The 26,369-nt window shown below is 63.3% G+C and carries 19 protein-coding genes and 1 tRNA gene; 6 read left to right on the top strand and 14 right to left on the bottom strand.

Annotated elements, in window-relative coordinates; genetic code table 11:
* Positions 1–135 precede the first annotated feature (135 nt).
* The 4 genes from BW995_RS01005 to BW995_RS00990 all read right to left on the bottom strand — a co-directional run bounded on the left by BW995_RS01005 (position 136) and on the right by BW995_RS00990 (position 3,220).
* Positions 136–1,005, bottom strand: a complete 870-nt coding sequence (locus BW995_RS01005) for a hypothetical protein (RefSeq protein WP_076398134.1) — start codon at positions 1,003–1,005, stop codon at positions 136–138.
* An 11-nt stretch (positions 1,006–1,016) separates the two neighbouring features.
* On the bottom strand, positions 1,017–2,216 hold the full coding sequence (locus tag BW995_RS01000) for a M20 aminoacylase family protein (protein ID WP_076398132.1): 1,200 nt from the start codon (positions 2,214–2,216) through the stop codon (positions 1,017–1,019).
* Positions 2,217–2,373: 157 nt separating this feature from the next.
* The gene (locus tag BW995_RS00995) at positions 2,374–2,823 is read right to left on the bottom strand and encodes a Mov34/MPN/PAD-1 family protein (RefSeq protein ID WP_076398130.1); all 450 of its coding nucleotides are present in this window, start codon (positions 2,821–2,823) and stop codon (positions 2,374–2,376) included.
* Positions 2,813–3,220 carry a hypothetical protein gene (locus BW995_RS00990; RefSeq protein ID WP_076398128.1) on the bottom strand — a complete coding sequence of 136 codons (408 nt, stop codon included), beginning with the start codon at positions 3,218–3,220 and terminating at the stop codon, positions 2,813–2,815. Before BW995_RS00990 ends, BW995_RS00995 begins: the two co-directional genes overlap by 11 nt.
* A gap of 135 nt (positions 3,221–3,355) precedes the next feature.
* Between BW995_RS00990 and BW995_RS00985 the strand changes: the two genes are divergently transcribed.
* Complete coding sequence (locus tag BW995_RS00985; RefSeq protein ID WP_084194477.1) at positions 3,356–4,459, top strand: RluA family pseudouridine synthase; 1,104 nt, start codon at positions 3,356–3,358, stop codon at positions 4,457–4,459.
* 265 nt (positions 4,460–4,724) lie between these two features.
* Positions 4,725–5,603, top strand: a complete 879-nt coding sequence (gene rpoH, locus BW995_RS00980; protein ID WP_407656279.1) for an RNA polymerase sigma factor RpoH — start codon at positions 4,725–4,727, stop codon at positions 5,601–5,603.
* A gap of 101 nt (positions 5,604–5,704) precedes the next feature.
* Here the strand turns inward: rpoH and BW995_RS00975 are convergent, their stop codons facing one another.
* Positions 5,705–7,558 (bottom strand): O-acetylhomoserine aminocarboxypropyltransferase, encoded by a 1,854-nt coding sequence (locus tag BW995_RS00975; protein ID WP_076398125.1) that lies wholly within the window; start codon positions 7,556–7,558, stop codon positions 5,705–5,707.
* A gap of 247 nt (positions 7,559–7,805) precedes the next feature.
* Here BW995_RS00975 and BW995_RS00970 point away from each other — a divergent pair, with 247 nt between their 5' ends.
* Positions 7,806–9,626, top strand: coding sequence for an autotransporter assembly complex protein TamA (locus BW995_RS00970; RefSeq protein ID WP_076398123.1), 1,821 nt, complete (start codon positions 7,806–7,808; stop codon positions 9,624–9,626).
* A gap of 1 nt (position 9,627) precedes the next feature.
* Entirely contained in the window at positions 9,628–13,581 is a 3,954-nt protein-coding gene (locus BW995_RS00965) for a translocation/assembly module TamB domain-containing protein (protein WP_076398122.1), read from the top strand.
* Positions 13,582–13,851: 270 nt separating this feature from the next.
* Here BW995_RS00965 and BW995_RS00960 read toward each other — a convergent pair whose 3' ends face one another.
* Complete coding sequence (locus BW995_RS00960; protein WP_076398120.1) at positions 13,852–15,231, bottom strand: aminotransferase-like domain-containing protein; 1,380 nt, start codon at positions 15,229–15,231, stop codon at positions 13,852–13,854.
* Positions 15,232–15,442: 211 nt separating this feature from the next.
* On the opposite strand from BW995_RS00960, the gene BW995_RS00955 reads away from it, so the two are divergent.
* The gene (locus BW995_RS00955) at positions 15,443–16,402 is read left to right on the top strand and encodes a DMT family transporter (RefSeq protein WP_076398874.1); all 960 of its coding nucleotides are present in this window, start codon (positions 15,443–15,445) and stop codon (positions 16,400–16,402) included.
* Here BW995_RS00955 and BW995_RS00950 read toward each other — a convergent pair.
* The 6 genes from BW995_RS00950 to BW995_RS00925 form a co-directional block, all read right to left on the bottom strand.
* Complete coding sequence (locus BW995_RS00950) at positions 16,390–17,244, bottom strand: hypothetical protein (RefSeq protein WP_076398119.1); 855 nt, start codon at positions 17,242–17,244, stop codon at positions 16,390–16,392. The genes BW995_RS00955 and BW995_RS00950 overlap by 13 nt on opposite strands.
* A gap of 330 nt (positions 17,245–17,574) precedes the next feature.
* Positions 17,575–18,591, bottom strand: a complete 1,017-nt coding sequence (locus BW995_RS20200) for a protein phosphatase CheZ (protein ID WP_175616948.1) — start codon at positions 18,589–18,591, stop codon at positions 17,575–17,577.
* Between the two features lie 206 nt (positions 18,592–18,797).
* Complete coding sequence (locus BW995_RS00940) at positions 18,798–19,487, bottom strand: DUF599 domain-containing protein (RefSeq protein ID WP_084194475.1); 690 nt, start codon at positions 19,485–19,487, stop codon at positions 18,798–18,800.
* 120 nt (positions 19,488–19,607) lie between these two features.
* A complete protein-coding gene (locus tag BW995_RS00935; protein ID WP_245821194.1) occupies positions 19,608–20,552 on the bottom strand; it encodes a TIGR01459 family HAD-type hydrolase in 945 nt (314 codons plus the stop codon).
* Complete coding sequence (locus BW995_RS00930; RefSeq protein ID WP_281251111.1) at positions 20,549–21,610, bottom strand: quinone-dependent dihydroorotate dehydrogenase; 1,062 nt, start codon at positions 21,608–21,610, stop codon at positions 20,549–20,551. The genes BW995_RS00935 and BW995_RS00930 overlap by 4 nt, the downstream gene beginning before the upstream one ends.
* A 4-nt stretch (positions 21,611–21,614) precedes the next feature.
* Positions 21,615–21,980 carry a DUF952 domain-containing protein gene (locus BW995_RS00925; protein WP_076398869.1) on the bottom strand — a complete coding sequence of 122 codons (366 nt, stop codon included), beginning with the start codon at positions 21,978–21,980 and terminating at the stop codon, positions 21,615–21,617.
* 165 nt (positions 21,981–22,145) lie between these two features.
* Between BW995_RS00925 and hrpB the strand changes: the two genes are divergently transcribed.
* Positions 22,146–24,674 (top strand): ATP-dependent helicase HrpB, encoded by a 2,529-nt coding sequence (gene hrpB / locus BW995_RS00920; RefSeq protein ID WP_076398118.1) that lies wholly within the window; start codon positions 22,146–22,148, stop codon positions 24,672–24,674.
* 189 nt (positions 24,675–24,863) lie between these two features.
* On the opposite strand, the gene BW995_RS00915 is transcribed toward hrpB, so the two are convergent.
* Positions 24,864–24,940 (bottom strand) — tRNA-His (locus tag BW995_RS00915).
* 107 nt (positions 24,941–25,047) lie between these two features.
* The gene (locus BW995_RS00910) at positions 25,048–26,214 is read right to left on the bottom strand and encodes an aminotransferase (RefSeq protein ID WP_076398117.1); all 1,167 of its coding nucleotides are present in this window, start codon (positions 26,212–26,214) and stop codon (positions 25,048–25,050) included.
* Positions 26,215–26,369 lie beyond the last annotated feature (155 nt).

Genomic DNA, 26,369 nt, shown 5'->3' with positions numbered 1-26,369 from the left:
TGTGAAAACGCTCCAGGCCCCAGACCCCATTCCTTTGATAGTAAAGGGGTCCAGGGACATTGACGCCCGAACAGGTGCAGGCAGCGATCCGTACTTTGTGCTCAACCATCGAGCAAAACACAAAGCTGTCTTGCGTCAGCGATCCTTGCGGATTGGAACCCATTCCGGCTCGCCGACTTTTTTCTTTGGCGGCTCGATCGGCACCAAACGAATTTCCGGCTTGGGTTGGCTGACCTTGAATTTCAGCCAGGTATTGTCCTTATAGGCCTTATCGCCGCGCGACAGTGGTTCGAAATTGGGATCGATTTCGACCTTTCCCACCGTCTCCATCCAGACGCCAGCTTCGGCGGTATCGGAAACCTGCGGTGCAGCCTCCGCCGCCTGATCCAGCGCGTCGGTAGCCAACTGGCCATCTTCCCCCAGCAACGCCGAAGCGGGCAGTGACACCAAACCAATGCCCAGCGCGCCACCACTTCCAACGATCTGGAACTTGGCTCCAACCAGCTTTTTCCCCAGTACCACCGAGATATCGAATGCCCGGCGGCGTCCGGCCTCGGGGGACAGGCTGTTGAACATGATCAAAAAGACATCGGGCCCGTTCTGCTGAATTTTGGCCAGCGGTCCGGCGTGCTGACGCAAGGTGCCTTCGGCGATCATCAACACCTTGGTGGCAATCCGCTCCCACACCGGCCCCAACGCCTGCCGGAACGCCCGCAAAGAGATGATGTGCACCAGCGCCGACGGGTCCTGAGTCAACAGCTGTTCCAGACTCAGGCTGACCCAGTGGTCTTCTTCGCCGTCCATTGGCTCGATGGCCTGCTTGCCGGTTGGTACGGCAGGCGCAGGCGCCCGCTTCAACAGCGAGCGCATCGTTGCAAACAATCCTTTTTTCCGACCGGCCTTTTTGTCTTCTGACTCATCCAGACCGTCGTCTTCGTCTTCCACAGGATCGTAAAGATCGGGCAGAGGTGCAGCGTTCTTGCCTTTTTTCCGATCATCTGCCATGGCGCAATCCTTTACCCGTTCAGCGCATCCTCGGCCATGCGGGCAAAGAAACTGGCACCGTGCACGAGGATTCCGTCATTAAAATCATAATGGGGATTGTGCAGCCCGGTGCAGCCCAGAGCGCCACTTTCACCATTCCCGATGAAACCATAGCAGCCAGGCTTTTCTAAAAGGTAAAAACTGAAATCCTCGGCAAACATCAACGGTTGCTGTGTTTGCACACAGTCAGCCCCGAACACCGCTTCGGCGGCCTTGCGGGCGAAGGCTGCCGGTTCTTCCCAGTTGATGGTCGGCGGATACCCCGGCAGATAGGTGAACTCGGCACGAACACCATGCGCGGCACAAATCCCCTCGATCAACTGCGGCAGGCGTTGCTTGGCAAGCTCGCCGATGTCAGGGCGGAAATAGCGCACGGTTCCCGCCAGTTGCACACTGTCCGGAATGACGTTGAACGCATGCCCGCCATGGAATTCGGTGATCGACAGTACCAGCGTTTCCGACGGCGGGCAATTGCGGGCGACCAGCGACTGCGCCGCCGTCACCACCGCAGCCCCGGCCAGCAACGGGTCGCGGCACAGGTGCGGGGCAGCGGCATGACCACCCTGCCCGGTAATGGTGATGCGGAACCGGTCTGCGGCGGCCATCACCGGCCCGGCGGACACGGCGATGGTCCCGGCCGGAATGCCTGGAATGTTGTGAACGCCATAGATGGCATCGACGGGAAAGCGGGTGAACAGCCCGTCTTCGATCATGGTGCGCGCCCCGGCCTGGCCTTCCTCGGCAGGCTGGAAAATCAGCACCACGGTACCCTTGAAGGCACGGGTTTCCGCCAGATAGCGGGCAGCCCCCAGCAGCATGGTGGTGTGGCCATCATGACCGCAGGCGTGCATTTTTCCTTCATGCTGCGACCGGTATTCCCGGTCGGCCAGTTCGTGGATCGGCAGGGCATCCATGTCAGCCCGCAAGCCGATTGACGGCCCCTCACCGGTGCGGATAATCCCGACCACGCCAGTCCGCCCGACGCCCTCGATCACCTCATCGACGCCAAAGGATCGTAACAGCTCGGCCACTTTGCTGGCCGTCCGATGCTCTTGATAGGCCAACTCGGGGTGGCGGTGGATGTCATGGCGCCATGCTTTCATGTCCGCCCCAAAGGCGGCAATGTGATCAACAATAGCGCGAGCAGGCACAGAGGAAGCAGAAGCGGTCATCAGATGTCCAGTAAAACGACGAATGGGCACAAAGAGGGACAGCCGTCAGAAAACGCAGTCGTCCTTACCATAGTCCTTTGCTGTACCGCTTTCCATCCTTTCCCGCATTGATTTGCCTCCCCACTGTTCGGGGGTATGCGGCCTGCCCATGTTCTGATCACAGGGATCCCTGCCAGCCCACCAAACAGAAATCCTGCCAGAGGCAGGCAGGATCAGGACGCCACAAGCCAAAGTCCAGCCCGCCCTCTGCCGAGGACAGGGCCAGAATACCCCATAGCGCTTGTGGGTCATGGATTGCCGCCCGGTCGCGCGGACTGGGACCGCGACGACCGTTCGGATGCGAATGATAATGGCCCAGCATCCCGTCCCCGCTTCCGCGCAAGGCCCGCTGAACATCGAACAGGGCTTGCGGCGGAATTTCGAACAGGCGACCGGCCTGCCCGGTCCGGGCCATCTGATTGGGCATCGGCACCGCACGGGTGATGTGCTCGGCGTCTTGTGAACGGTGCCCGATCAACAGGCCGCAACACTCGTCCGGCCATGCAGAACGGGCATGCTGTTCCATCACCGCCAGTACGGCAGCATCCAGAACAACGCTATTTGGCAACCGGCACCACCGGAACCGGGGCAGAAGCCGCAGCAGCCGGGCTTCCCTGCACACTGACCTGCCCCAAAATCGCCCCGCCAGCGGCGGTATCGAGCAGGATCACCCGGTCGGGCAAGCCCCCCTCGACCACCGTCAGCACCAGCACCGGGCCATTGAGGTGGCTGGCGGCAATCCGGCTGCCCTCAGGCTGCCCCAGCCCGACGGACCCAAAGCTGCCCACCACGACCGGCACCACAGCCGGAGCCGCCACCGGAGAAACCGCACTGGCCGTCGCCACCGCAGGCGCAGAGGGCTTTACCACCCGCCCGGCCTTGGAGTACATCCCGTACCCGAGCAATGCCAGTCCCAACACCAGCAGGACCCCCATAAAGACGACGAGCGTCTTGACCGCCTTCATCCGTTCCATCCTTTTCCTGTTACACCCCGGTGCCGCCCGGTACCATGTCCATCTGATCCAGTCCCAGACAAAGGCCAGCATCCCGTGTCCCGCAAACCCCGCCGTCCCATCAGTTCCCAGATAGACCCAGCCGACATGCCGGCAGCGTGGTCCGAGACACCCGCGGTGTGGGATGCCCTGTTTGACGCCCCGCCTCCCCAGCCGCAACAGGCCGAAGCCAGTGACGAAGAGGATGAGGACGAAGCCGCCCTGCTGAGCGGAGAGCCGATGGTCTTTGGCCCCGTTGAGGCCGATGACGGGCAGCAGCGGCTGGATAAATGGCTGGCGATGGCGGCTCCCGACGTGTCGCGCTCCCGTCTCAAGAACCTGATCGAGCAAGGGCACGTTACCATTGATGGGGCATTGATACAGGACGCCCGCCATGCCGTCAAACCGGGGCAGAGGATCACCGTCTGCCTGCCAGCGGCGGCCCCGGCTGACCCGGAGCCGCAGGACATCCCGTTAACGGTGGTTTATGAAGACCAGCACCTGATCGTGATCGACAAGCCCGCTGGCATGGTGGTCCATCCGGCGGCAGGCAGCCCGGACGGGACGGTGGTCAATGCCCTGCTCCATCACTGCGGCAGCAGCCTGTCCGGCATCGGCGGCGTGCGGCGGCCAGGGATCGTCCATCGCATCGACAAGGATACCTCTGGCCTGCTGGTGGTGGCGAAAACCGATCAGGCCCACCATGGTCTGGCCGAACAGTTCGCCGCCCATACGCTGGAACGGGCCTATTGGGCGGTGGTCTGGGGCCGCCCGTCCCCCGTGCAGGGGGAAATCACCGGTGCCATTGGGCGCAGCCCGCACAACCGGCAAAAAATGGCGATTGTCCAGCGCGGCGGCAAACATGCCCTGACCCGCTACCGGACCATCGCCAGTTATCTGGATGGGGCGGCCAGTCTGGTCGAATGCCGACTGGCAACCGGGCGCACCCACCAGATTCGCGTCCACATGACCCATCTGGGTCATCCGCTGATCGGCGATCCGGTTTACGGGCAACAAAACAAGCGTCGCAAAGGGTTAACAGACGAAGCCGCTGCCTGTGTCAGCGGTTTCTCCCGTCAGGCCCTGCATGCCTGGCTGCTGGGCTTCATCCACCCGGCAACCGGTGAAGCGGTCCGTTTCACCTCTGCGTTGCCCAATGACATGGCCGATCTGGTCCGCAGCCTGGGGGGCGAGCCGCCGCCGATCCCCTGAGTTGCATTTCAGAAAACACTTTTCCCCTTTATTTTCAAAGTATAGACAATATACCGCACCGCAATTACTGCGATGCGGTATATTTTTATGTGCATAAAAGTGACTTTACAGCTTGCCAAGCGGTCTAATTAGCTTATTCTTTTCCTCAAGAATAACACGAGGCACCCACTACCTTACTTCTCCTTGCGGCGGTCTGGACAACCCTCGCCGGGAGAAGCCCAAAAAAGCAAAAGCGACAGGTAGGTGCACCATGACAAGAGTTGCGATGACCAAATCCGACCCGAACAGCAATCTGGGTCGGTACATGCGAGAAATTCAGCAATTTCCGCTCCTTGAGCCAGACGAAGAACTGGATCTGGCGCGGCGTTTCCTTGGCGCGGATGATCCGGCTGCCATGCATCGTCTGGTGACCAGCCACCTGCGTCTTGTTGCGCGGATTGCTGTTGGCTATCGCGGCTACGGCCTGCCGCTGGGCGAAGTTATTTCCGAGGGAAACATTGGGCTTTTGCGGGCCATCCGCCGCTTTGACCCGGACAAGGGCTATCGCCTTGCCACCTATTCGATGTGGTGGATCCGGGCGGCGATTCAGGAATACATCCTGCATTCGTGGTCTCTGGTCAAAATCGGCACCACCGCGGCCCAGAAGAAACTGTTCTTCAACCTGCGCAAGGTGAAGCAACAGATGTCACATCTCGACAGCGGCGACCTGTCGGCGGAGATCATCGACCGCATCGCCACCAAGCTGGACGTACCCGATTACGAGGTGGTCAACATGGACCGTCGGCTGTCATCCCCTGACCGCTCGCTGAACGTGCCGATCAGCGTGATGGGACAGGGCGAGTGGCAGGACATGCTGGCCGACGAAGGGTCCGATCAGGAAAGCGTTCTGGCCGAACAGCAGCACGCCGGAGCCTTGCGCAACCTGCTGCAAAAGGGCATCAGCACCCTGAATCCGCGCGAACAGGCCATTCTGACCGAACGGCGCCTGCGCGACACTCCGACCACGCTCGAAGACCTCAGCCAGCGGTTTGGCATTTCGCGCGAACGGGTCCGCCAGATCGAAGCCCGCGCCTTTGAAAAACTGCGCCTGCAAATGCTGGCTACCCTGCCCGCCGATCAGGCACCCGATACCGTCTATCAATAAAAAGCACAGTCTGCCTGCACCTCCCTCACCTGCGGGCCATCCCCTTATCGCCTTTGAACCACAAGAGGATGGCCGCTTTTTTTGGGGATGCAGGACAGGCGTTATTCGTCTGCCAGCGCCTGCTCCAGATCGCGGATCAGGTCTTCGGCGCGTTCGATCCCGATCGACAACCGCACCACCGCATCCCCCGCGCCCGCCGAGGCCCGCTGTTCCGGGCTGAGCTGGCGATGGGTGGTGGAGGCCGGATGCAACACCAGCGAACGGGTATCGCCGATATTGGCCAGATGCGAAAAGATTTTGACCCGTTCAACCAGACGCTTGCCCGCCTGATAGCCGCCCTTCAGCGACACGGTGAACACCGACCCGGCCCCCAGCGGAAAATATTTGGCCGCCAGCGGTGCATGCGGGCTGTTCGGCAATCCGGCCCACGACACATGCGCCACCGCCGGATGCTGGCTGAGGAAGGTCGCCACCGCCCGCGCATTGGCGACATGGCGATCCATCCGCAGGTGCAGGGTCTCGATCCCGGTCAGGGTCAGAAAGGCATTCATCGGTGCCAGAGCCGGGCCAAAATCACGCAACGCCACTGCACGGGCCTTGGTGGTAAAGGCAAAATCCCCGAACGTCTCGTGGAATACCAGCCCGTGATAGGCAGGCTCGGGCCGGGACAGGCTGGGGAACTTGTCGCTGGCGCTCCAGTTGAACCGCCCGGACTCCACCACCACTCCGCCCAGCGCATTGCCATGACCAGACAGGAATTTGGTGGTCGAATGGATCACGATATCCGCCCCCCATTCAATCGGGCGGCACAGGTACGGCGTGGCCAGCGTATTATCGACAATCAGCGGAATGCCAGCCTCGTGGGCAATCGAGGCGATGGTTTCGACATCGACAATCGCCCCGCCCGGATTGGCGAGGACTTCGAGGAAAATGGCCTTGGTGCGCGGCGTAATGGCGGCGCGGAACGTTTCCGGGGCGGTCGGATCAATAAAGGTGCAGTGCCAGCCCAGCTTTTTAAAGCTCTGGCTGAACTGGGTGACCGAACCACCATAAAGATTGCGCGAGGCCAGAAACTCGTCGCCTGGCTCCAGCAAGGTAAAGAAGGTCAGAAACTGCGCCGCATGCCCCGAGGCACAGGCCACCGCTGCCCGGCCCCCTTCCAGATTGGCCACCCGTTCTTCCAGCACGCTGACGGTCGGATTGCTCATCCGCGAATAGACATGGCCAAAGGTATGCAGGTTGAACAGGTTCGCCGCATGGTCAGAATCCTCGAACACATACGAAGAGGTCTGATAGATCGGCGTGATGCGCGCCCCGGTCACCGGATCGGGCGAGGCCCCGGCATGGACAGCGCGGGTTTCAAAGCCGCAATCTTCCAGACCATCGGCAGCACTGCGCCCATGGGGAGCGCTGCCATCCTTCGGCGCGGTACGCACCCGCGACGAGATGATGCCGGTGTTGACCCCCGACCATGACAGCTCGCCACACAGACGCCCGAACTCGATCTTCGGGCAGCGATTCATCACCACCTGCAGCCCGGCCTGTTCGGCCCGGTGGGCGGCTTCGTCATGGCGAACGGACAATTGCATCCAGACGACATGGATACCCTTGTGCGCCGCCAGTGCAATTGCTTCATCGGTCACCCCGGCGGCGGCCTCGGAGGCGCGAAAGATGTCCACCATCTCGAACCGTTCGGGAATGTCGGCCAGACTGCTGTAACACGGCTCGCCCAAAATCTCCTTGCCCGCCTGCCCCGGATTGACCGGTATCACCCGATAGCCCCTTTCCTGCAAATACTTCATCACAAAATGGCTGGGGCGATTGCTGTTGGCCGACGCCCCCACCAGAGCAATGGTCCGCACCGATGACAAAATGGCGCGCAGATAGCCATCGGGATAGGGGATCGGAGCCGTCGGGTCTTCGGGCAGCAGGTCGGGGTGATGAAGGAAAGGCATGCTCAGGACGTCTCCGGGATCGGCTCTATGACAGCATCGGTGTCGTTTCAAAAGAAACTGTTGAGCGACTGTATCTGACTCTTCAGAAAAACAGAATATTTCTTCTGGTCCCCTGTTCCGGGGGCCATTACCCTGTCCCCAGGGAGAAGCCCTTGCTTCGGGGCCTGCAAAGAGTGCACTTATATCAAGGCAGAACAGCCTGTTCCTCCTCCAGTCACCCTACCATGATCAGAACGAAGGTCTTTGCATGACCCTGCGGTCGCTCCGCCTTTCCGCCATCGTCGTTGTATGCTGCATCCTGTTGGTCACAGGCCGCCGCCAGCCCGCGCACGCCGAAGACGAGCTGCCCAAGGCAACCTATCAGGCAGAGCTGGCCGCCCCCGAAGGCCAGAGCGAGCCGTTGTCCGCCGACGTTCGCGCCTTGCTGGAGCCGCAGTCACGCCTGTTACGCTTGCAGGATGATCCGCCTGCGACGCTGTTTGCCCTTCACCGCCGCGCCGAAGATGATGCCAGCCACCTGCTGGATGTGCTGCACAGCGCCGGATATTACGGCGCCACCATCCAGCCGATGGTCGACAGCCGCGACAGCCCGGCCAAAGTGGCCCTGCGCATCAAGGCCGGGCCGGTCTATAAAATTCAGGCGTTCGATGTCGACTATCGCCCGCAGGCCGATTATGACAGCCCGCAAACTGCCGAACAGGTCGGCCTGAAACCCGACAGTCCGGCACAGGCGGACACCATGCTGGCGGCAGTCGAGCACCTGCGCGAGCTGTTGCGTCAACGCGGCTATCCGGCATCGCAGATCAGCGAGCAGACCTTTACCGTTGACCATCAGGCGCAAACCCTGTCCGCTCAACTGGTGGTCGATCCTGGCCCCGAAGCCCGTTTTGGCGAGATGCAGTACGAAGGGCTGGAGCGGGTCAAGGAGTCCTATCTGCGCAGCCTGATTCCGTGGCCGCCCGGCACCCGCTGGGACGCCTCCAAACTGGAAGACTATCGCCGCACCCTGCTGTCCAGCGGCCTGTTCGACAGCATCACCATCAGCGCCCCGCCGCCGACAGTCGCCGGAGAAAATGTCCCGATCACCGTGCGGGTGCGCGAAGCAGACCAGCGGTCGCTGGGGGCAGGCACGTCGTATTCCACCTCGCTGGGGCCATCCGTGAATGCCTATTGGGAACACCGCAACCTGCTGGGCGAGGCTGAAACCTTCAAAACCGAAGCCGAGTGGGGCCAGAGCATTTCATCGCTGTCCTCGACCATCACCAAGCCGAATTTCTGGCGGCGGGGCCAAAGCGGCACTGCCTCGGCGGTGCTGTCAGAGGAAAGCCTTGATGCCTATGACAAGACCGCTCTTGCGCTGGCCGCCAGCCTGACCCGCCCGCTGAACCGGCAATGGCGGGCCAGTGTCGGGGCCACGTTCGATCAGGCCAGCATCACCGACACCGACGGACAACATGACTCCTCGCTGATCGGGGCACCGCTGGGGCTGCGCTATGACGGCACCAGCGATCCCCTTGATCCACGATCGGGTTTCAAGCTGTCGGCATCGGTAACCCCCTATACCGGTTTCCACGAAGGCCCGGTCACCTTTGTCTCGTCCCGCCTTGACGGCAGTGCCTATCTGCCCATTGACGAGGCCCAGGACTATGTCTTTGCCGTTCGGGGAGGCGTTGGCTCGATTTTGGGTGGCTCGCGCACCAGCGTCCCGGCGGACAAACGATTCTATGCTGGCGGCGGCGGCTCGGTGCGTGGCTATGGCTATCAATTGGCCGGAGACGTCGATAGCGCCGGGGATCCGGTTGGCGGCAAATCGGTGATCGAAACCGGCTTTGAACTGCGCATGAAATTCACCGACAGCATCGGACTGGTGCCCTTTGTCGAAGGCGGTCGGGCCTTTGACGGCAACCAGCCGGACTTTGGGCAGGGGCTGCTGTGGGGAGCCGGTCTTGGCGTGCGCTATTACAGCCCGGTCGGCCCGGTCCGGCTGGACGTCGCCATGCCGCTGGACCGCCGCCCCGGCGTTGATAACGCATGGCAGCTTTACGTATCTTTGGGACAGGCTTTTTAACATGAGCAGCGCACAGGCCCCGATCTCTCCCCGCCGTCGCCTGCATCCCCTGTGGGCGATCCCGCTGCTGCTGCTGGCGATCCTCCTGTTTGCCCTTGCCGCTGTCGCCACGGTGGTGGCAACCCCGATGGGGACACGCTGGGCCTTGCGGCAGGGGCTGGCTTTTGCCCCTGATGTCAGCGTCGGCCAGATTGATGGCTCGCTGGTCAGTGAACTGCACCTCGAAGACATTCACCTGCGCGACAGCGCCGGGGTGTGGTTGAGCCTTGATCAGGTGACACTGGCCTGGCAACCATCGGCCCTGCTGGCGGGCAAGCTGGATATCGACAGTCTGGCACTGGGGCATCTGCGCCTCGAGCGACCGCCGGTAGCGGCTCCGGCAGTACCCGAGACCACCACCGAGGCCACGGATGCGCCGCCGCTGTCGCCGGAGCTGATTGGATTGTTGCGCCGGGTCAGTGTGCGCGCCATCTCGCTGGCCGATCTTGATCTGGCCGAGGTGTGGATCGGCCAACCCGCCCACCTGACCCTCAACGGTGGCATCCTCTCCGAAGCCTTTGGCGCCTGGACCCTGTCGCTGAACGGCCAGCGGCTGGAGGGCGGCACGTCGCTCGGTCTGAAGGCCACCCTGCACCCGGCCATGCTGGCCGACACCCGCCTGCAAGCCGAGTTGATCTTCCATGAACCGCAAGGCGGGCTGATCAGCCAGTTGGCCGGGGTTCCCGGCCTGCCCGCGCTGTCGGTCACCCTCAACGGTGACGGCCCGTTGAAAGACTGGGACGGACGACTGTACATCGAAGCCAACGGCCTGATGGCCCTGACCGGCACGGTCGGGATTGTCGGCCATCAAAACCCGCGCAGCCTACGCCTTGACAGCACCCTGACGCCGGGCAGCAACCTTGACCCGGCGCTGCAACAGCTGTTGGCCCGCAGTCTGACCCTGACCGTTTCCGGCTCACCCGAGGCGGTGGACCTGACGCTGCTCAGCGAAGGGCAGCAGACCGCCGTTGACTCGCTGACGGCCAAGGCCCACCTCGACCTGAAGGATGGCATCACCGCCACCCTCAACACCACCGCCAGCGGCCTGCATCCAGCGCTGGCCGAACGGCTCGACCTGAATGCCGAAGCCTCGATCCGCGCCGATGGCAGTGTGCAGGGACAAACCAGCCTGACGCTGACCGGCCCCAACAGTGGGGTTGCCGCCGCCGATGCCCTGCTGGGGCCGCAGGCAACGTTCAGCACCCGCTATCACCTTGGCGCATCGACCCTGAGCCTGTCGGAGCTACGGTTTAATGGCGGCAATGATCAGGGCATCCAGATCAACGGACAAAGCACTCTGACCCTCGCCACGCAAGCACTGGCCGCCGATCTGGCCGTGCGACTGCCGACCCTGACCCCGGTCCTCGCCAGCGTTGGCGTGACGGGCCGTGGCAGCCTCGACATCCCGTTACAGATCAGCGGCACCGCCAGCGCGCCTCAGGTCAAAGGCACCCTGACCGGCAGCGCCATCGAGGCCGAAGGCATTCCGGTCAGCGAATTGTCGCTGCCGTTCGAGGCCTCGCCCACCGCCGTCAGCCTGCAACAAGCCCGCCTGATGGTGGCCGGAATTGCCGCCGAGCTTGCGGCACAGGTTGACCTGTCCACGCCACAGCCAAAAATTCAGGCCCAGATGCGGGCCAGTCTGCAACAGCCCGACGCCTTGCGACAGGCGACCGGCGTCACGGTGGCGGCCAATACGCTCACTGCCGACCTCACTGTTACCCCCTCCAGCAACGGACAGGCCAAACTGGCCCTGAACGGCAAAACCATCCGGATAACCCCTGCCGGTGGTGAGCCGGTCACGCTCCAGTCGCTGGCGGTCAATGCCGCCGTTGACGACCTGCTGACCGCTCCGGCGGCAAAGGTCAGCCTCGACGCGCAGGGGCTGACCGTTGCCGGGCAAAGCATTCAGAACGTCACCCTGCAAGCCAGCCGCGCCGCCAAGGGGGCCATTCAGGCAACCGTCGCCGTTGCGGGCCAGCAACCCCACCCGCTGGCGCTGACTCTGGCACTGGCATGGCCGGGACAGCCACAGGCCCCGCTGACCGTGCAAACGCTGGATGCCCGCTTTGACCGTCACCGCCTGCACAGCACCGCCCCATGGTCGGTATCCCTGCCCGGCATGGGGACCAGCGACGGCTGGAGCCTGAACAACGCCCGGCTGGCGGTGGACAGCGGCAGCCTGACCATTGACGGCGGCGTCAAGGCCGGGGCCATCCGCCTGACCATTGCCGCCGATGCTCTGCCGCTGTCGCTGGCAGAGATCGCCGTCCCGGCGTTCCCGTTACAGGGCACCCTCAGCACCCGCCTGTCCCTGCAAGGCCCGCTGGCCCGCAATGGTCAGGGCATTCGCGGCACATGGAGCCTGAACAGCAGCGACATTGCCGCCCCCGAAACCGGCCTGAAGGGCATTCAACTGGCCCTGTCCGGCACCATCGCCGGGCAACAGATGACCGCTGACGGGCAAATTCGCGGCTTTGGCACGACACCCGCCACCCTGTCAGCCAGCCTGCCGCTGACCTTTGACGGCAACGGTGTTCCTGCCATTCCATCCAGCCGGCCCCTGAAAGCCGACCTCGCGTGGAGTGGTGACCTCGGTCGTCTGTGGGCGTTGGTCCCACTGGACGGGCACCGGCTGTCCGGCGAGATGGAGGTGCAGGCCTCGGTCAGTGGCACCCTCGCCAAGCCGGTGTTCAGCGGCTCGGCCCACGCCCGCAAGGGGCGCTACGAAAATGGCGAATGGGGCACCGTGCTGTCCGCCCTCACCCTTGACGCCACCTTGCAGGAAGACGGCCAGATCACCGCCGCGCTGAATGGCACTGACGGCGGCAAGGGGCAACTGAAAGGCAGCCTGCGCTTTGTCCCGCAAAAGGGAGCCAGCCCACTGGTCGAGGCCGATTTCACCGCCCAACAGGCGGCGGTGGTTCGGCGCGATGACCTGCAAGCCAGCATTGACGCCGCCATCCAGTATCGCGGCAGCCTGAGCGAAGGCAGTGTGTCGGGCAAAGTGACCACCCGTGGCGCCGAAGTCCGTCTGAACAACCGTCTGGGCGGCGGCGTGCGCACCCTGCCGGTGCGCGAGCTTCACCGGGCCTCGGCCGGTCTGCCGCCGGTGCAGGTCGTCGAGGAAAAAAGCGGTGACACCCATATTGCGCTGGCGGTAACCGTCGATATCCCCGGCCAGATTTTTGTCCGTGGCAACGGTCTGGAGTCCGAGTGGAAAGGCAACCTCGCCATCAACGGCACCGCCGCCGCGCCGGTGGTGGTCGGCGACCTGTCAGTGGTGCGCGGCACCATCGACCTGATCGGCAAGACCTTTACCTTCACCAAGGGGATTGTGGCCTTTCAGGGCGGTGAACGCATTGACCCGGCGCTGACCATCGTCACTTCGAACACCGGCAGTGACCTGACCGCGCTGGTCGAAATCGGCGGCTTTGCCAGCAAGCCCACCCTCAGCCTGACCTCCTCCCCGGCCTTGCCGCAGGACGAAGTGCTGTCACGGGTACTGTTTGGCCGCAAACCCGGCCAGCTTTCCGCCGGGCAGGCCATCAGTCTTGCTCAGGCCGCCGCCTCGATGGCCAGCTTCAACAGCGGCGGAGGCGGCAGCAAGGGCGGCCTGCTGTCCGGCGGGCTGGACATTACCGGTATGCTGCGCTCCTCGCTGGGGCTGGATGTAGTGTCGTTCGGCGGTGGCGGCTCCTCGGACAGTTCCAGCAGTGACAGCACCTCTGCGGCCTCGGTCGAAGTGGGAAAATATGTCGCCGATGGCGTCTATGTCGGTGTCGAGCAAGGGGCCAGTGCTGGCAGCAGCGGCGTTAAGGTCGAGGTGCAATTGACCCCGCGCGTATCGGTCGAAACCAAAGCCAGCGGCGCTGCCGGGGCCGATGTCGGGCTGAACTACAAGTTTGATTATTAGACGAGCGTGCTGAAAACCTGATGCCACAGTACACGACAGTTGGGAAACAAGGACGTGGAGCGCTGCTCCACACCTCGCTGGGGCCAGTCGGCCCCAGACCCCATTTCTTTGATCATAAAAGAGAAAATGGGGGTTCGAGGGCATCGCCCCCAAGTGAATGGTCGGGGCCTCAGGCCCCGAATGGGTTTGGGCGATAGCCCATTCTTTTCCACCAACTGTCGTGCACTGTGGCGTCACAGTTAACGCACGCTGGTCTGGTGCCGTATTCCCTCAGGCCAACGCCCGCGCCAGCGCCGTAAACACCCGCTCGTCCGAGGACTGGGTGACGTTAAAGCGCAAAAAGCCCCCGGCACTCAGCGACGGGCTGAAGGCATTGCCGGGTGCCAACACCACCCCGCCCTTCAGGCAGGATTGCGCGATGGCTGCCGCATCCCGGCCTTCGGGCAGCTGGCACCACAGGTACAAACCAGCGCGGGGAACCAGCCACGGCGTAATTCCCAACGGCTCAAGGCGGGTGATGGTTTTCCGCATCTGCTCGGCCAACCGCTGGCGCACCATCTCCATATGCTTGCGATAGCCGCTGTCGGTCAGGGCCAGCAGCACCACTTCGGCGGCAAAGCGGCCGCCGCCAAAGGTGGTGGCAATCTTCAGATCGGCAAGATTGTCAATCCAGCCTGGTTGCGCGGCAATATAGCCACAGCGCAACGACGCCGAGATGGTTTTGGAAAAGCTGCCAATCTGGATCACCCGCGACAGGCCATCAAAGGCCGCCAGCCGGGGGGCCGGGGTGGTCTCGAAATCAGCCCAGATATCATCCTCGACAATCACCAGACCGGCACGGTCGGCCAGCGTCAACAGCCGGTGCGCGGTCACCGGCGACAGGGTTGCGCCGGTCGGATTGTGGATACCCGAGTTGGTGATGTACAACCGGGGAGAATGCTCCTGCACGGCAGCCTCGAACCGCTCGACATCCGGGCCGGTCGGCGTATAAGGCACCCCGAGAGTCCGCACCCGGTGGGCCTTCAGCAAGGCATGAAAGTTGAAATAGCACGGGTCATCGACCAGCACCGTATCGCCCGGCTCCAGCAGGAACCGGCAAATCAGGTCGATCGCCTGCGTACCCGATTCCGTCAGCATGATCTGCTCCGCCCCGGCCTCGATCCCTGCCCCCGCCAACCGTCGTTGCAGGAACTGGCGCAATCCCGGATGCCCCAGCGATGTGGCGTAATCGGTCAACTCGGCCACCGGCCCCCGTGCCAGCGCCCGCAACGCCCGGCGCACCCCGGTTTCATACAGCCAGTCCGGCGGCATCCAGCCACATCCGGGCTTCAGAACCGACGCATCGCTTTCCAGTGACTGGCGCGACACCCACAACGGATCAATCGCCCGATCAAGGCTGGGGCCAAGGTGGGCCAGCGCCAACGGAGCCACCGGCCCCACCACATAGAAACCCGATCCCGGACGGGCAGCAATGGCGCCCTCGGCGCTCAGGCGGTCATAGGCTTCGACCACCGTCGAAACCGAAACCTTCATCGCCTGCGCCTGCGCCCGCACCGACGGCAATCGCGTGCCGGGCAAATACAGGCGCGCGGCAATCCGCGAGCGGATTTCGGTCATCACCGCCTCGATCCGTGTTCCACTCCGTTCCATGGGTCTCCAATCGTACTGGCCTTACATCCATAACAGTTCTTTCCAATTGTACTGGACCGTATCTGGCATGACCAGTTCCACAATGCTTTATTGCTCTGTCTGTCCCCGACAGTCTCCCTCACAAGAAGACCACAGAAGGCAAAAGGCCCCGACCATGGACAAAACGACCAGAGCATTGTGCGAAAAACGGGAACCGGTTTTCGCAAAAACAATGCGACAGAACAAAAGGTTAGACCAGCGTGCCTGCGTCAGGTTTAACGCACGCTGGTCTAGCGGCTGGATCAACGGATTTTTGGGGGTGGCGATTTTTGCCGGGTCACTGCCTGCAACGCGGGTGGCAGTGATCGATTTTGATCCCACATTTCTGACCTGCGCCCGTGCCTCGATTGCGGCGCTGCTGGGGTGCGCCCTGTTGCTGCTGCGGCGTCAGCCTCGCCCACGGGCTGCCGATGTGCCGTCTCTGGCACTGGGAGCGTTGGGGGTGGTGGTCGGTTTCCCGCTGTTGACCGCACTGGCCTTGCAGCAGATCAGCTCCGCCCATTCGATTGTGTTTATCGGTCTGTTGCCCCTGTGTACGGCGATTTTCGCCGTTCTGCGTGGCGGGGAACGGCCCCAGCCCCTGTTCTGGCTGTTTTCGGTTCTGGGCGCGACCTGTGTCGCAGGCTATGCGCTGAGTGGAAACGCCGAGGCATCGCTGGCCGGCGATGCGCTGATGCTGGCGGCAATCCTTGTGTGCGGCCTCGGCTATGCTGAAGGCGCGCGCCTGTCGCGGACCCTGGGAGGCTGGCAGGTCATCTGCTGGTCGCTGCTGGTGGCCTTGCCGGTCATGTTACCACTGGCGCTGCTGACCCAGCCAGCCTCGTTCAGCCATATCAGCCCCACGGCATGGCTCGGGCTGGCCTATGTCTCGCTGTTCAGCATGTTGATCGGGTTCATGTTCTGGTATCGCGGGCTGGCACAGGGTGGTATCGCCGCTGTCGGGCAATTACAATTGACCCAACCCTTCATGGCGCTGGCGCTGGCCGCGCTGCTGCTGCACGAAACGGTCAGCAGCACCATGCTGCTGGCGACGCTCGCCGCCGTGGCCTGCGTCGCCGGAGCCAGAAAGTACGCCCAACCCGTTCAGCGCCCCCAGCCCGCTCAGCGCCCCCAACCCGCTCAGCGCCAATGACGCAACAGGAAATCGTGGATCGGCTCGCCATCCGAGGCAATCGCCAGCATCACCGCCCGGGTGATGGTCCGCGCCTTGACGCTGACCCCACTGACCCGACTCCCCGGTGGAGCCAGATCCAGAATTTCGTCACTATCCCGCACCGTTGCCCCGTCACGGGGCAAGCCACGGATCAGGCTGTTCTGCGGCGCATGGTCGGGGATACGGATTTCGCTGGCCCCCACCCAACCGATCGTTTCGCCCGGTGACACCCGATCACCAATCCGCGCCGCCGTGTGAAAGATGCCATCATGCGGCGCCCGGCACACCGTGCGCAGGGGACCACTTTCTTCTTGCGGGAATGGCAGACAGTGACCGGTGGGAACGAACGCGCCGGGGTTCTGATCGTCACAGCCAATCACCAGATCAACCGTTTCGCCCCCCAGAAAGCCGCCCCCCAACCCGATGGTCAGCCCCGCAAGATGGCGTTGAGGCTTTGCCGGTGCCCTCAGCATCCGGGCATCAACCAGAACAGCCCATGGCCAGGCACTGATCACATGCTCCAGCGGCATGGCGGCCAGCGGAATGGCCTCGCGCCGTCCCAGACAGGCGGTCAGGGTCGCCGGGCTGTCCACCCGACGGGCAAAGACGCCCTCCAGCTGGGCACCGCTCAGGCTGGCCATCGCAAAAGGTCCGGGAGAACAGAACCAGGCATCACTAAAGCAACGGAGACGACGGATTTCAGCAGGCGGTGTGCTTTGTTGCAATACCACCGCATTCCCGGCCAGAAACAACTCGCGCGCAATGGCCGAGCCGTATTCGCCAGTTCCCCGCACAATCACCGATATGCCATAGGCATCCATCCCTTGCGCCCCTGCTGTGTCCCCGCACGCCCTGGACCAGTGTGCGTTAAATGTGACGTCACGGTACACGACAAAAAACAAAAAGATCATGGAGCGCTGCTCCAAACCTCGCCAGGGCCTTGAGGCTCCGCCCCCCATTTCTTTGATCATAAAAGAAAAAACGGGGGTCCGGGGGCATCGCCCCCCGGGCAGGTGCGGACGGCAGTCCGCCATTCTTCTTCAACTGTCGTGTACCATGGTCTGGCGCAGGCACACTGGTCTAACCTTTTGATCTGCCCCAGTGATGATGCGCAAAACCGGTTCCCGCCTGTGCGGGCCGGGGATGTCTTGTTAGCCGAACAGCTTGTCGATATCGTCCTGCGACACGCCGGCACCATCCATCTGCGGGCCGTTCAGCAGGTCCTTGTCCGGGCGGTCATCGTCCGGCGCATTGCGCATCAGGTTCGAGTCCGCCGTTCCCTGGGTAATGCCCCACAGTTCGACGATACGGGTCAGGCTTTCTTCGACGTACAGCAGGGTATTGACGGCGGCGGTGATCCGCTGGCCGGTCAGATCCTGGAACGAACAGGTCATCAGGATGTTGGTGGCCGAGTCTTCCAGATGCTCGGCAATCCCGAGAATTTCGGACATCTTCAACTCGGGCGAGCGCAGGCGTTCGACGGTGGTTTGCAGGTCTTCGGCCGCTTCCAGAATATCGGAGGTTGCCTGTTCGGTGGCCTGAATGACGGCCTCCAGCTCCATGGTGGCGGCGGTGATCTGGTCGGTGGCCCCCATTGACGGACGCAACGACGCCACTTCGGACTTGGTGGCATGGATGCGGTCCAGCAGCTCGATCAGCTCGAGATGGATCAGGTCCATGTAATCGCCCGAGCCCTCCTTTGCCGCCTCTGTTACCGCCTCCTTCACCGCGCCATCACCGCCACTCAGCAGGGGAGCCAGTTGCGCGGTGACTTCATGGGCAACGTTTTTCACCATGTAGGGCCCAAGCTGCTCGGCCATTTCCTGCGCCATCTGATAGGCAGCTTCCTGAGCCATCGCCTGCAGGGCTTCGGGCGGCGCACCGGTGTTGGCGTCGCGCACCACCTCTGACATTGCGGCCATCGGCGCAGCCTGTTGCAGAGGAGCTTCGCTCAGCGCTTCACGAACGGCAGAGCGAACTTCCTCTGCAATGATCGTGCGCAGTTGATCATTGACCAGAGTTTGCACCTGCTGACCAATGGTTTCACCCAATGACTGCGAGACGGCCCCGGTAATGGTGCTCCGCACCTCGTCAATCATGGTCAGCAGGATACCTGCCAACTGGTGAGCGTCCAGAGACGCGGATACGGGAGGCGCGGATTTGCTCATGCTTTTTCCGTCCAAGACATCCTGAAAACCACATTGCGACCCTGCGTGAAAGCAGGCTTTGCTGAATAGTTGGGTATTTTGCCTGTATATTCCAAGAAACTCACTGGTTCTAAAGGACAACAGGTGCAGTTTTTTTGGTATCCGACGTACAAAGCCACCCGGGTCAGGGGTCAGCTCAGGGTAAGGCGTTCTCGTGCAGGGCACGATCAGGCGTTCTCGTGCAAGGCACGAAGGGCATGCGAACGAAATTCCCGGCGATAAAGTACGATGACCACGCCCAGCGTCATCACGGCAAACAGCCACGGGTTGACCAGCCATCCTAACGCTGCCAAGGCAAAAAAGTAAGCTCTAAGACCCCGGTTAAAGTGATGACCGGACAAACTGGTCAACCGGGCAGCGGCATTGGCAGCCTTGATTGCGGCCGGGGTGTCGTGCTCAGCCGCAGGCGGCATGGTTCCAACTGTAATTGAACAATAATTGGCCAGCCGGAACGCCCAGGCAAATTTAAAGAACGCATAGATGAAAATCACCAGCAGGCAAACGACCTTGACCTCCCACGCGGTTGCCTGCGTCGGTTGGGTCAGCGGCAGGTGGGACAAGGCTTCGGCCCCCTGTTCGGCCACCCCCAGCATGGCAATCAGGCCACCCAGAACAAAAATGGTCGTCGAAGCGAAGAAACCGACCCCGGTCAGCAGGTTTCCCAGAATATTGCTGTCCACGATACGGCCATCGCGTCGCAAGGATTGCATCATCCAGGCATGACGCCGCAGGTTCATCGCCGCACCGATGCTGCGGGCATGGGCCGAACTGAGATCGGCATACCACGTATAGCCAACCCACAGAAACAGGAACCAGCCGACCGCCACCGCATCACTGAATCCCATCCACTCCAGCATCTCTGCGTCCTTCTTGTCTCTTCGGGTACCATATCCAAAAAGATACCCCCCTGCGAGCGACTGGAAAACATCCAATTGCAGCAGGGGGGGTAGATCAGAAAAGCCTGATGGGACCGCTGGTTACCAGATAAAGCCCGACAGCGCCGCCGTCGGGGCCAGATCATGGCGGCGGCACAGCTCGGCCATCATCGCCGGGTCGCCTGGCTTGCCATAGGCGCCATCCACTTCCTTTGCATGGATGCCACCAGTAACCCAGATGCCCGACAGACCGGCGTTGGCCGCACCGCGCATGTCGGTTTCCAGCGCATCACCCACCACCGCCGTGCGATAGGGGTGACTGCCCAGCACCTTCAGGCACAGCTCGTAAACAGCCGCATCCGGCTTGCCGCGCATGGCAACCCGCCCGCCCAGCTCGGCATAGCGGTCCGCTAGAGCCCCGGCGCAGATGATGCGCTGGCCCAGCCGGATCACCACCCGGTCGGGGTTGGCGCACACCATCGGCAGGTCACGGGCCACCCCGGCGGCCAGCACCGACTCATAGGTGCCAACGTCATCGGCAAAATCCACCGGCCCGGTGTTGACGATGAACTCGGCCTCGTCCAGACGGTCGGTAATGGTCACCGGCACGTCTTCAAAGATCGACCGGTCGCGTTCGGGGCCGAGGTGATAACAGACGCTGCCCAGCGCGGCAAAGAACGGATCGGTGCGGTCGAGCATCGCCTGCCGCACCGCTTCGCCCGACGACATCACCTCGCCATAGAGATCACGCTCGATCCCGAAGCCATCCATCTGGGCAATCAGCACATGCGCCCGGCGCGGCGCATTGGACAACAGCATGGTCTTGCAGCCGGCATCCTTCAGCCGACGCAGCGTTTCCCGTGAATGCGGGAAGGCTTGCGCACCGTCGTGGATCACCCCCCACAGGTCGAGGATAAAGGTATCGTACTGAAACGCCGCCGCCCGCACACCGGGCAGCAGGCGCGGCACCGACACATGCGGCATCCCCCATTCGTCAACCGGCAGGCCATCGGCCCCCAAACGATGCGGGCGAAGTTTGGTAATCATCGGAAATCGGCCCCCACGGCCTCGGATACAGAAGAAAAGCCGTCCCGTTCCAGACAGGCCAGCAGGTCACGTTTCAGGGTCTGCACCAGCGACGGACCCTGATAGATCAGCGCGGTGTACAACTGCACCAGCGAAGCCCCGGCGCGGATTTTGGCATAGGCATCGGCCCCGGAGGCAATACCACCGACCCCGACCAACGGAATCTTGCCGTCCGTCCGCTGATACATCCGCCCCAGCAGGGCGGTGGACGGGCCGAACAGCGGCTTGCCGGACAGGCCGCCGGTTTCGCCTTTGGCATCGCCGCGCAAGCTGTCGGGCCGGGCCAGGGTGGTGTTGGAGACAATCAGCCCGTCAAGCTGTTCGCTGACCGCCACCTCGGCAATGTCGGCCTCGTCGGCTTCGGTCAGGTCGGGGGCGATTTTCAGCAACAGCGGCGGTCGGCGGCTCAGGGTCTTCAGCGGCGCCTGGGTGCGGCGGATGATTTCGATCAGCGGCTCGCGGCCCTGCAAGGCACGCAGGCCCGGCGTGTTGGGGCTGGAGACGTTGATCACCAGAAAATCGGCCAGCTCACCAAAGGCCGCCGCGCCCTTTTCATAGTCGCTGGCGGCATCTTCGGTGTCCTTGTTCTTGCCCAGATTGACCGCCAGCAGGCCGGTCGGATGACGGCGACGGCGGCGCAGACGCTCGCGCACCACCTCCAGACCGTCATTGTTAAAGCCCATCCGGTTGATCACCGCCCCGTTGTCCGGCAGACGGAACACGCGCGGACGCGGGTTGCCCGGCTGTGGACGCGGCGTCACCCCGCCAATTTCGACAAAGCCGAACCCCAGCCCCAGCAGGGCATCGGGGGCTTCGGCATTCTTGTCAAAACCGGCAGCCAGACCGACCGGGTTGGTAAAGCGGCGGTCCCACAGGGACACCGCCAGACGCGGATCATCGGCGGTGGACTGCCGACCGGCCAGACCGGCCTTCAGCGCCTTGATGGCCAGCCGGTGGGCGGTCTCCGCATCCATCCTGCGCAACAGGGGACCGGCGACGCGGTAGGGATCAAAAACCACGGTTTCACACTCCGCGCAGATAGGGGACGACCAACTGCCCCTCGGAATCAAGCTTCAACGGTTCGACAGCCAGCACCGCTTCCAGCGGGATGTCACCGTACAGATGCGGGTACAGCTTGCCGCCGGTGGACGGTTCCATTTTCACCTCGCCGTGCAGCCGGGCACTGTCGAGGGTCAGCAGCAGGATATCCGGCAGCCCCTGATAATAGCGCGCGGCAGTTCCGGGCACTTGTTCAGCCGTCGACATATGGACAAAGCCATCGGCCAGATCATGGGCCGCGCCACGATAGGCGCCAGCACCGGCAGCCGCCTGCCAGTCGGCAGCGTGAACCAGCCGGTACAAAAGGGACGGAATGGATGTGTCAGTCATGGTGCGGACGGTATCCCAAAGCGCGAGCGTTTGAAAGAGCCGACAGCCGGGCCGCAGCGACAGTTGCGCCGGACGGGGAAAGCTGGCAGACGATGGGGCGCACCATAGCCGATGCTGCGCCATCCCCCAAGCCCCGCATCCTGATTATTTGCCCCCCGGAGTCCCATGAGCGAGCGCACTCTGCCCTTTACCACCGACCTGCCGATTGCCGAAGTCCTGCCGACCGTGCGCGATGCCCTTGGCTCGGGATTTTCCGCAGTTTTGCAGGCACCTCCGGGGGCCGGGAAGACCACCACCGTCCCGCTGGCCCTGCTGGATGCGCCGTGGCTGGCCGGGCAGAAAATCATCATGCTGGAGCCGCGCCGCCTCGCCGCCCGCGCCAGCGCCGAACGCATGGCTGCCCTGCTGGGCGAGACGGTCGGCCAGACGGTCGGCTATCGCGTCCGGCAAGAGGCAAAAGTTTCCGCCGCCACCCGTATCGAGGTGGTCACCGAAGGCATCCTCACCCGCCGCCTGCAACACGATCCCGAACTGGCCGGGGTCGGGCTGGTGATCTTTGACGAATTTCACGAACGCTCGTTGAATGCCGATCTGGGGCTGGCCCTGTGCCTTGAGGTGCAGACGGCCCTGCGCGATGATCTGCGCCTGCTGGTGATGTCGGCCACCCTCGACGGCGCGCCGGTGGCGGCCCTGCTGGGGGATGCTCCGCTGATCACCAGCGAAGGCCGGATGTTCCCGGTTGAAACCCGCTTTGTTGCCGCCCCCGCTATCCAGCGCAGCGGACCGCCCCGCCTTGAAAGCAGGGTGGCCGAGGTAGTGCAACAGGCGTTGGTGCAGGATAGTGGCTCGGTGCTGGTGTTTTTGCCGGGAGAACGCGAAATCCGCCGGGTGCAGGCGGCGCTGAACGGCCTGCCGCCGGATGTGGCGGTTCTGCCCCTTTATGGTGCCCTGCCGCCCGCCGCCCAGGACGCGGCCATTCGTCCAGCCAGCGCCGGCACGCGGAAAGTGGTCCTGGCCACTGCCATCGCTGAAACATCGCTGACCATTGACGGCGTGCGGGTGGTGATCGACGCCGGACAGGCGCGACGGCTGCGCTTTGACCCCAACAGCGGCATGAGCCGATTGGTGACCACCCGCGTCACCCGCGCCGAAGCCGACCAGCGGCGGGGCCGGGCGGGGCGGCGCGAGCCGGGGGTCTGTTACCGTCTGTGGAGCGACGCCGAAGACCGCGCCCTGCTGCCGTTCCCGCCGCCGGAAATCCTCGAAGCCGACCTTGCCCCGCTGGCGCTGGATCTGGCAGCGTGGGGGGCCGAGGCTGACAGCCTGCCGTGGCTGGATGCACCGCCCGCCGGGGCAATGGCGCAGGGGCGTGACCTGCTGACCGCGCTGGGGGCACTGGATGGTCACGGACGGATCAGCGATCACGGCAAAGAGATGGCCCGCCTGCCGGTCCATCCGCGTCTGGCCCACATGATGCTGGCCGCCGGGTCAGCGGTTGGCGCAGGCAGCCTTGTCTGTGAACTGGCGGCCCTGTTGACCGAACGCGACATTCTGCGCAGCCGCCGCGATACCGACCTGCGCCACCGGCTGCGCCTGCTGCACCACGAGCCGCGCGACCATGCCGGTGACGTTGATCGGGGAGCCCTTGAGCGGGTGCGCCGTCTGGCCAAAGACTGGCGGCGAATGACCGGCCAGAGCCCCCCTGACCGGTCAGCCAGCGTTGAAGACTGTGGCCGCCTGCTGGCGCTGGCCTATCCTGACCGGATTGGCCGACGGCGGGCCAGCGGCACCTATGTTTTGTCCGGTGGGCGCGGGGCAGTGCTGGCCGATGATGACCCGTTGCTGCGGGAAGAGGTGTTGACGGTGGCCGATCTGGATGGCGGCGGGGCCAATGGCCGCATTTATCTTGCGGCCCCGCTCGCTCTGGCCGATGTGGAAGCCCTGTACGGCAACCGCATCAGCGAAGACGAGGTGATCGGCTGGAACAACCGCGACCAGACCGTGCAGGCCCGCCGTCAGCGGCGGTTCGGGGCGCTGGTTCTGAAAGACGATCCCCTGCCCGCCCCCGACCCGTCGCGGCTGGCTGAAGGGCTGGTGCAGGGCATCCGGCAGACCGGCCTGCATGTCCTGCCGTGGAACAAGGCCTGTGAGCAATTCTGCGCCCGTGTCCAGTTCCTGCGCACCGCCGAAGGCCCCGACAGCCGCTGGCCCGACCTGTCACCCGCTGGCCTGCTGGACAGTCTGGAGCACTGGCTGGCCCCTTATCTCAGTGGCATGAGCCGTCTGGAGCATCTGAGAAAGCTGCCGCTGCTGGAGGCGTTGCACAGCACCGTCACCTGGGACCAGCAACAGCGGCTGAACAGCGAGGCTCCGACCCATTTCGTGGTGCCGACCGGTGACGCCATCCCGCTGGATTACAGCACCGGCGAGGTTCCGGTGCTGGCTGTGCGCCTGCAACAGATGTTCGGCACCACCCGGCATCCATCACTGGCGGCAGGCAAGGTGCCGTTGGTGGTGCATCTGCTGTCCCCGGCCCATCGCCCGGTGCAGATCACCCGCGATGTGCCGGGCTTCTGGAGCTCCAGCTATCCGGCCGTAAAGGCTGACCTGAAAGGCCGTTATCCCAAGCACCCATGGCCGGATGACCCGCTGACGGCACCGCCGACCAGCCGGGCCAAGCCACGGGGAAGCTGAGGGACGGAAGAGCGTCTGTGCCCCGGCATGCAGTTGGGGTGCAGGTCTTCCGGCAATTGCGCCAAAGGGAAAAAGAAAAACGCACCCCGATTTCCCGGAGTGCGTTTTGTCTGTTGCCGTCTCTGGTCTTACGAAGATCACCGAAGTGATTTCCCGTAACCTAAGAGCGGCTCCGCTTTCGCGGGAAGATGGGGCGAGTAGACGGATTCGAACCGACGACCCCCTGGACCACAACCAGGTGCTCTAACCGACTGAGCTATACCCGCCGCAGGGCGTGGAGCGGTTTTTATAGTTTTGGAGGGGGTGCGTCAAGCAGAAAAAAACAAATCTGTAAAAAATTTTCAGCACCCCCAGAAAACAGGCGCCGTTACGGTCACACCCGCAGCTTTGCCAATCGTTCCAAGGCGGTATCAATCGCCTGCGGCGTTTTGGCAAAGCAGAAACGGATGGTCGATCGCGGCACCTCCAGACCCGGGCGGTCAACGTAGAACGCCGAAATGGGCACCGTCGCCACCCCGACCTCGCGCACCAGATACTGGCAGAACTCGCTGTCGGGCAGAGTCGACAGGGCCGAAAAATCCGCCGACAGGAAATAGGTCCCCTGCGCCACCAAAGGCCGGAAGCCCAGCCCGGCCAACCCAGCCGACAACTGGTCGCGGCGCACGCTCAACTGGGCCGCCAGCCCGCGCACATAATCATCGCGGTTTTGCAGCCCCCACGCCACCGCCTGCTGGGTCGCTGCCGGGGTGGTGAAGGTGATGAACTGGTGGGTCTTGGCAATCGCCTGCATCAACAGCGGTGACGCCACGATATAGCCAACCTTCCAGTTGGTGATCGAAAACACCTTGCCGAACGATCCGATGCGCACGCACCGCTCGCGCATCCCCGGCAGGGTCATCACCGGCACATGCTCCAGACCGTCAAACACCAGATGCTCATAGACTTCATCGCACAGCACGATCGCATCATGGGCGGTTGCCAGCTCGGCGATGCGGGTCAGCTCGGCGCGGGTGAACACCTTGGCGCATGGATTGGCTGGCGTGTTGATCACCACCAGTTTGGTCCGATCGGAAAAGGCGGCGGCCAGCTCCTGATCGGGGATCGCCCATTCCGGCGGCGCCAGGCGCACCAGCTTCGGGATGCCCCCCGCCCGGCGGATGATCGGCAGATAGCTGTCATAAAGCGGTTCAAACAGCACCACCTCGTCACCCGGCTCGATCAGCCCGAACAGGCAGTCGGCCAGCGCCTCGGTCGCCCCCGAGGTGATCATCACTTCGCTGCGCCAGTCGAGATCCAGCCCGTAATAGGCCTGATCATGGGCCGCAATCGCCTGCCGCAGCTCGGGCACCCCGAACATGCTGGGGTACTGGTGCGGGCCGCTGGTCATGTGACGGGCGGCGCAGTCGATGATGTCCTGCGGCTCCAGTCCTTCCGGGGTGCCCTGCCCCAGATTGACCGCGCCATACTGCTGGGCAAGGCCGCTCATCACTTCGAAAATGGTGGTCCCGTAGGACGACAGAACACTGTTGGCCGGTTTCACCGTAGCCCTCCGCGAATCAGAGCAAAGACAGATTTTGTCGCATGACTAGCACGCGGCCGCCATCCCCGGAAGTGTTGCCGCACAAACGTCCGTTCTAGTGCCTCACAAACAGGCAAGGTGCTTTATAAATAGGCATGCCCCTTGCCTTTTTGCGA

The organism is Insolitispirillum peregrinum (genome assembly GCF_900156605.1).
In the GTDB taxonomy this organism is placed as follows: domain Bacteria; phylum Pseudomonadota; class Alphaproteobacteria; order Rhodospirillales; family Rhodospirillaceae; genus Insolitispirillum; species Insolitispirillum peregrinum.
Note: the sequence above shows the minus strand (reverse complement) of the source record. Positions and strands in the feature narration are given on the sequence as shown.

What these genes read in the sequence shown, in the direction of transcription:
- BW995_RS01005 (WP_076398134.1), bottom strand. Translation starts at nt 1,005, where the DNA reads ATGGCAGATGATCGGAAAAAAGGCAAGAACGCTGCACCTCTGCCCGAT.
- BW995_RS01000 (WP_076398132.1), bottom strand. Translation starts at nt 2,216, where the DNA reads ATGACCGCTTCTGCTTCCTCTGTGCCTGCTCGCGCTATTGTTGATCAC.
- BW995_RS00990 (WP_076398128.1), bottom strand. Translation starts at nt 3,220, where the DNA reads ATGAAGGCGGTCAAGACGCTCGTCGTCTTTATGGGGGTCCTGCTGGTG.
- BW995_RS00985 (WP_084194477.1), top strand. Translation starts at nt 3,356, where the DNA reads ATGCCGGCAGCGTGGTCCGAGACACCCGCGGTGTGGGATGCCCTGTTT.
- rpoH (WP_407656279.1), top strand. Translation starts at nt 4,725, where the DNA reads ATGACCAAATCCGACCCGAACAGCAATCTGGGTCGGTACATGCGAGAA.
- BW995_RS00975 (WP_076398125.1), bottom strand. Translation starts at nt 7,558, where the DNA reads ATGCCTTTCCTTCATCACCCCGACCTGCTGCCCGAAGACCCGACGGCT.
- BW995_RS00970 (WP_076398123.1), top strand. Translation starts at nt 7,806, where the DNA reads ATGACCCTGCGGTCGCTCCGCCTTTCCGCCATCGTCGTTGTATGCTGC.
- BW995_RS00965 (WP_076398122.1), top strand. Translation starts at nt 9,628, where the DNA reads ATGAGCAGCGCACAGGCCCCGATCTCTCCCCGCCGTCGCCTGCATCCC.
- BW995_RS00960 (WP_076398120.1), bottom strand. Translation starts at nt 15,231, where the DNA reads ATGGAACGGAGTGGAACACGGATCGAGGCGGTGATGACCGAAATCCGC.
- BW995_RS00955 (WP_076398874.1), top strand. Translation starts at nt 15,443, where the DNA reads ATGCGACAGAACAAAAGGTTAGACCAGCGTGCCTGCGTCAGGTTTAAC.
- BW995_RS00950 (WP_076398119.1), bottom strand. Translation starts at nt 17,244, where the DNA reads ATGGATGCCTATGGCATATCGGTGATTGTGCGGGGAACTGGCGAATAC.
- BW995_RS20200 (WP_175616948.1), bottom strand. Translation starts at nt 18,591, where the DNA reads ATGAGCAAATCCGCGCCTCCCGTATCCGCGTCTCTGGACGCTCACCAG.
- BW995_RS00940 (WP_084194475.1), bottom strand. Translation starts at nt 19,487, where the DNA reads ATGCTGGAGTGGATGGGATTCAGTGATGCGGTGGCGGTCGGCTGGTTC.
- BW995_RS00935 (WP_245821194.1), bottom strand. Translation starts at nt 20,552, where the DNA reads ATGATTACCAAACTTCGCCCGCATCGTTTGGGGGCCGATGGCCTGCCG.
- BW995_RS00925 (WP_076398869.1), bottom strand. Translation starts at nt 21,980, where the DNA reads ATGACTGACACATCCATTCCGTCCCTTTTGTACCGGCTGGTTCACGCT.
- hrpB (WP_076398118.1), top strand. Translation starts at nt 22,146, where the DNA reads ATGAGCGAGCGCACTCTGCCCTTTACCACCGACCTGCCGATTGCCGAA.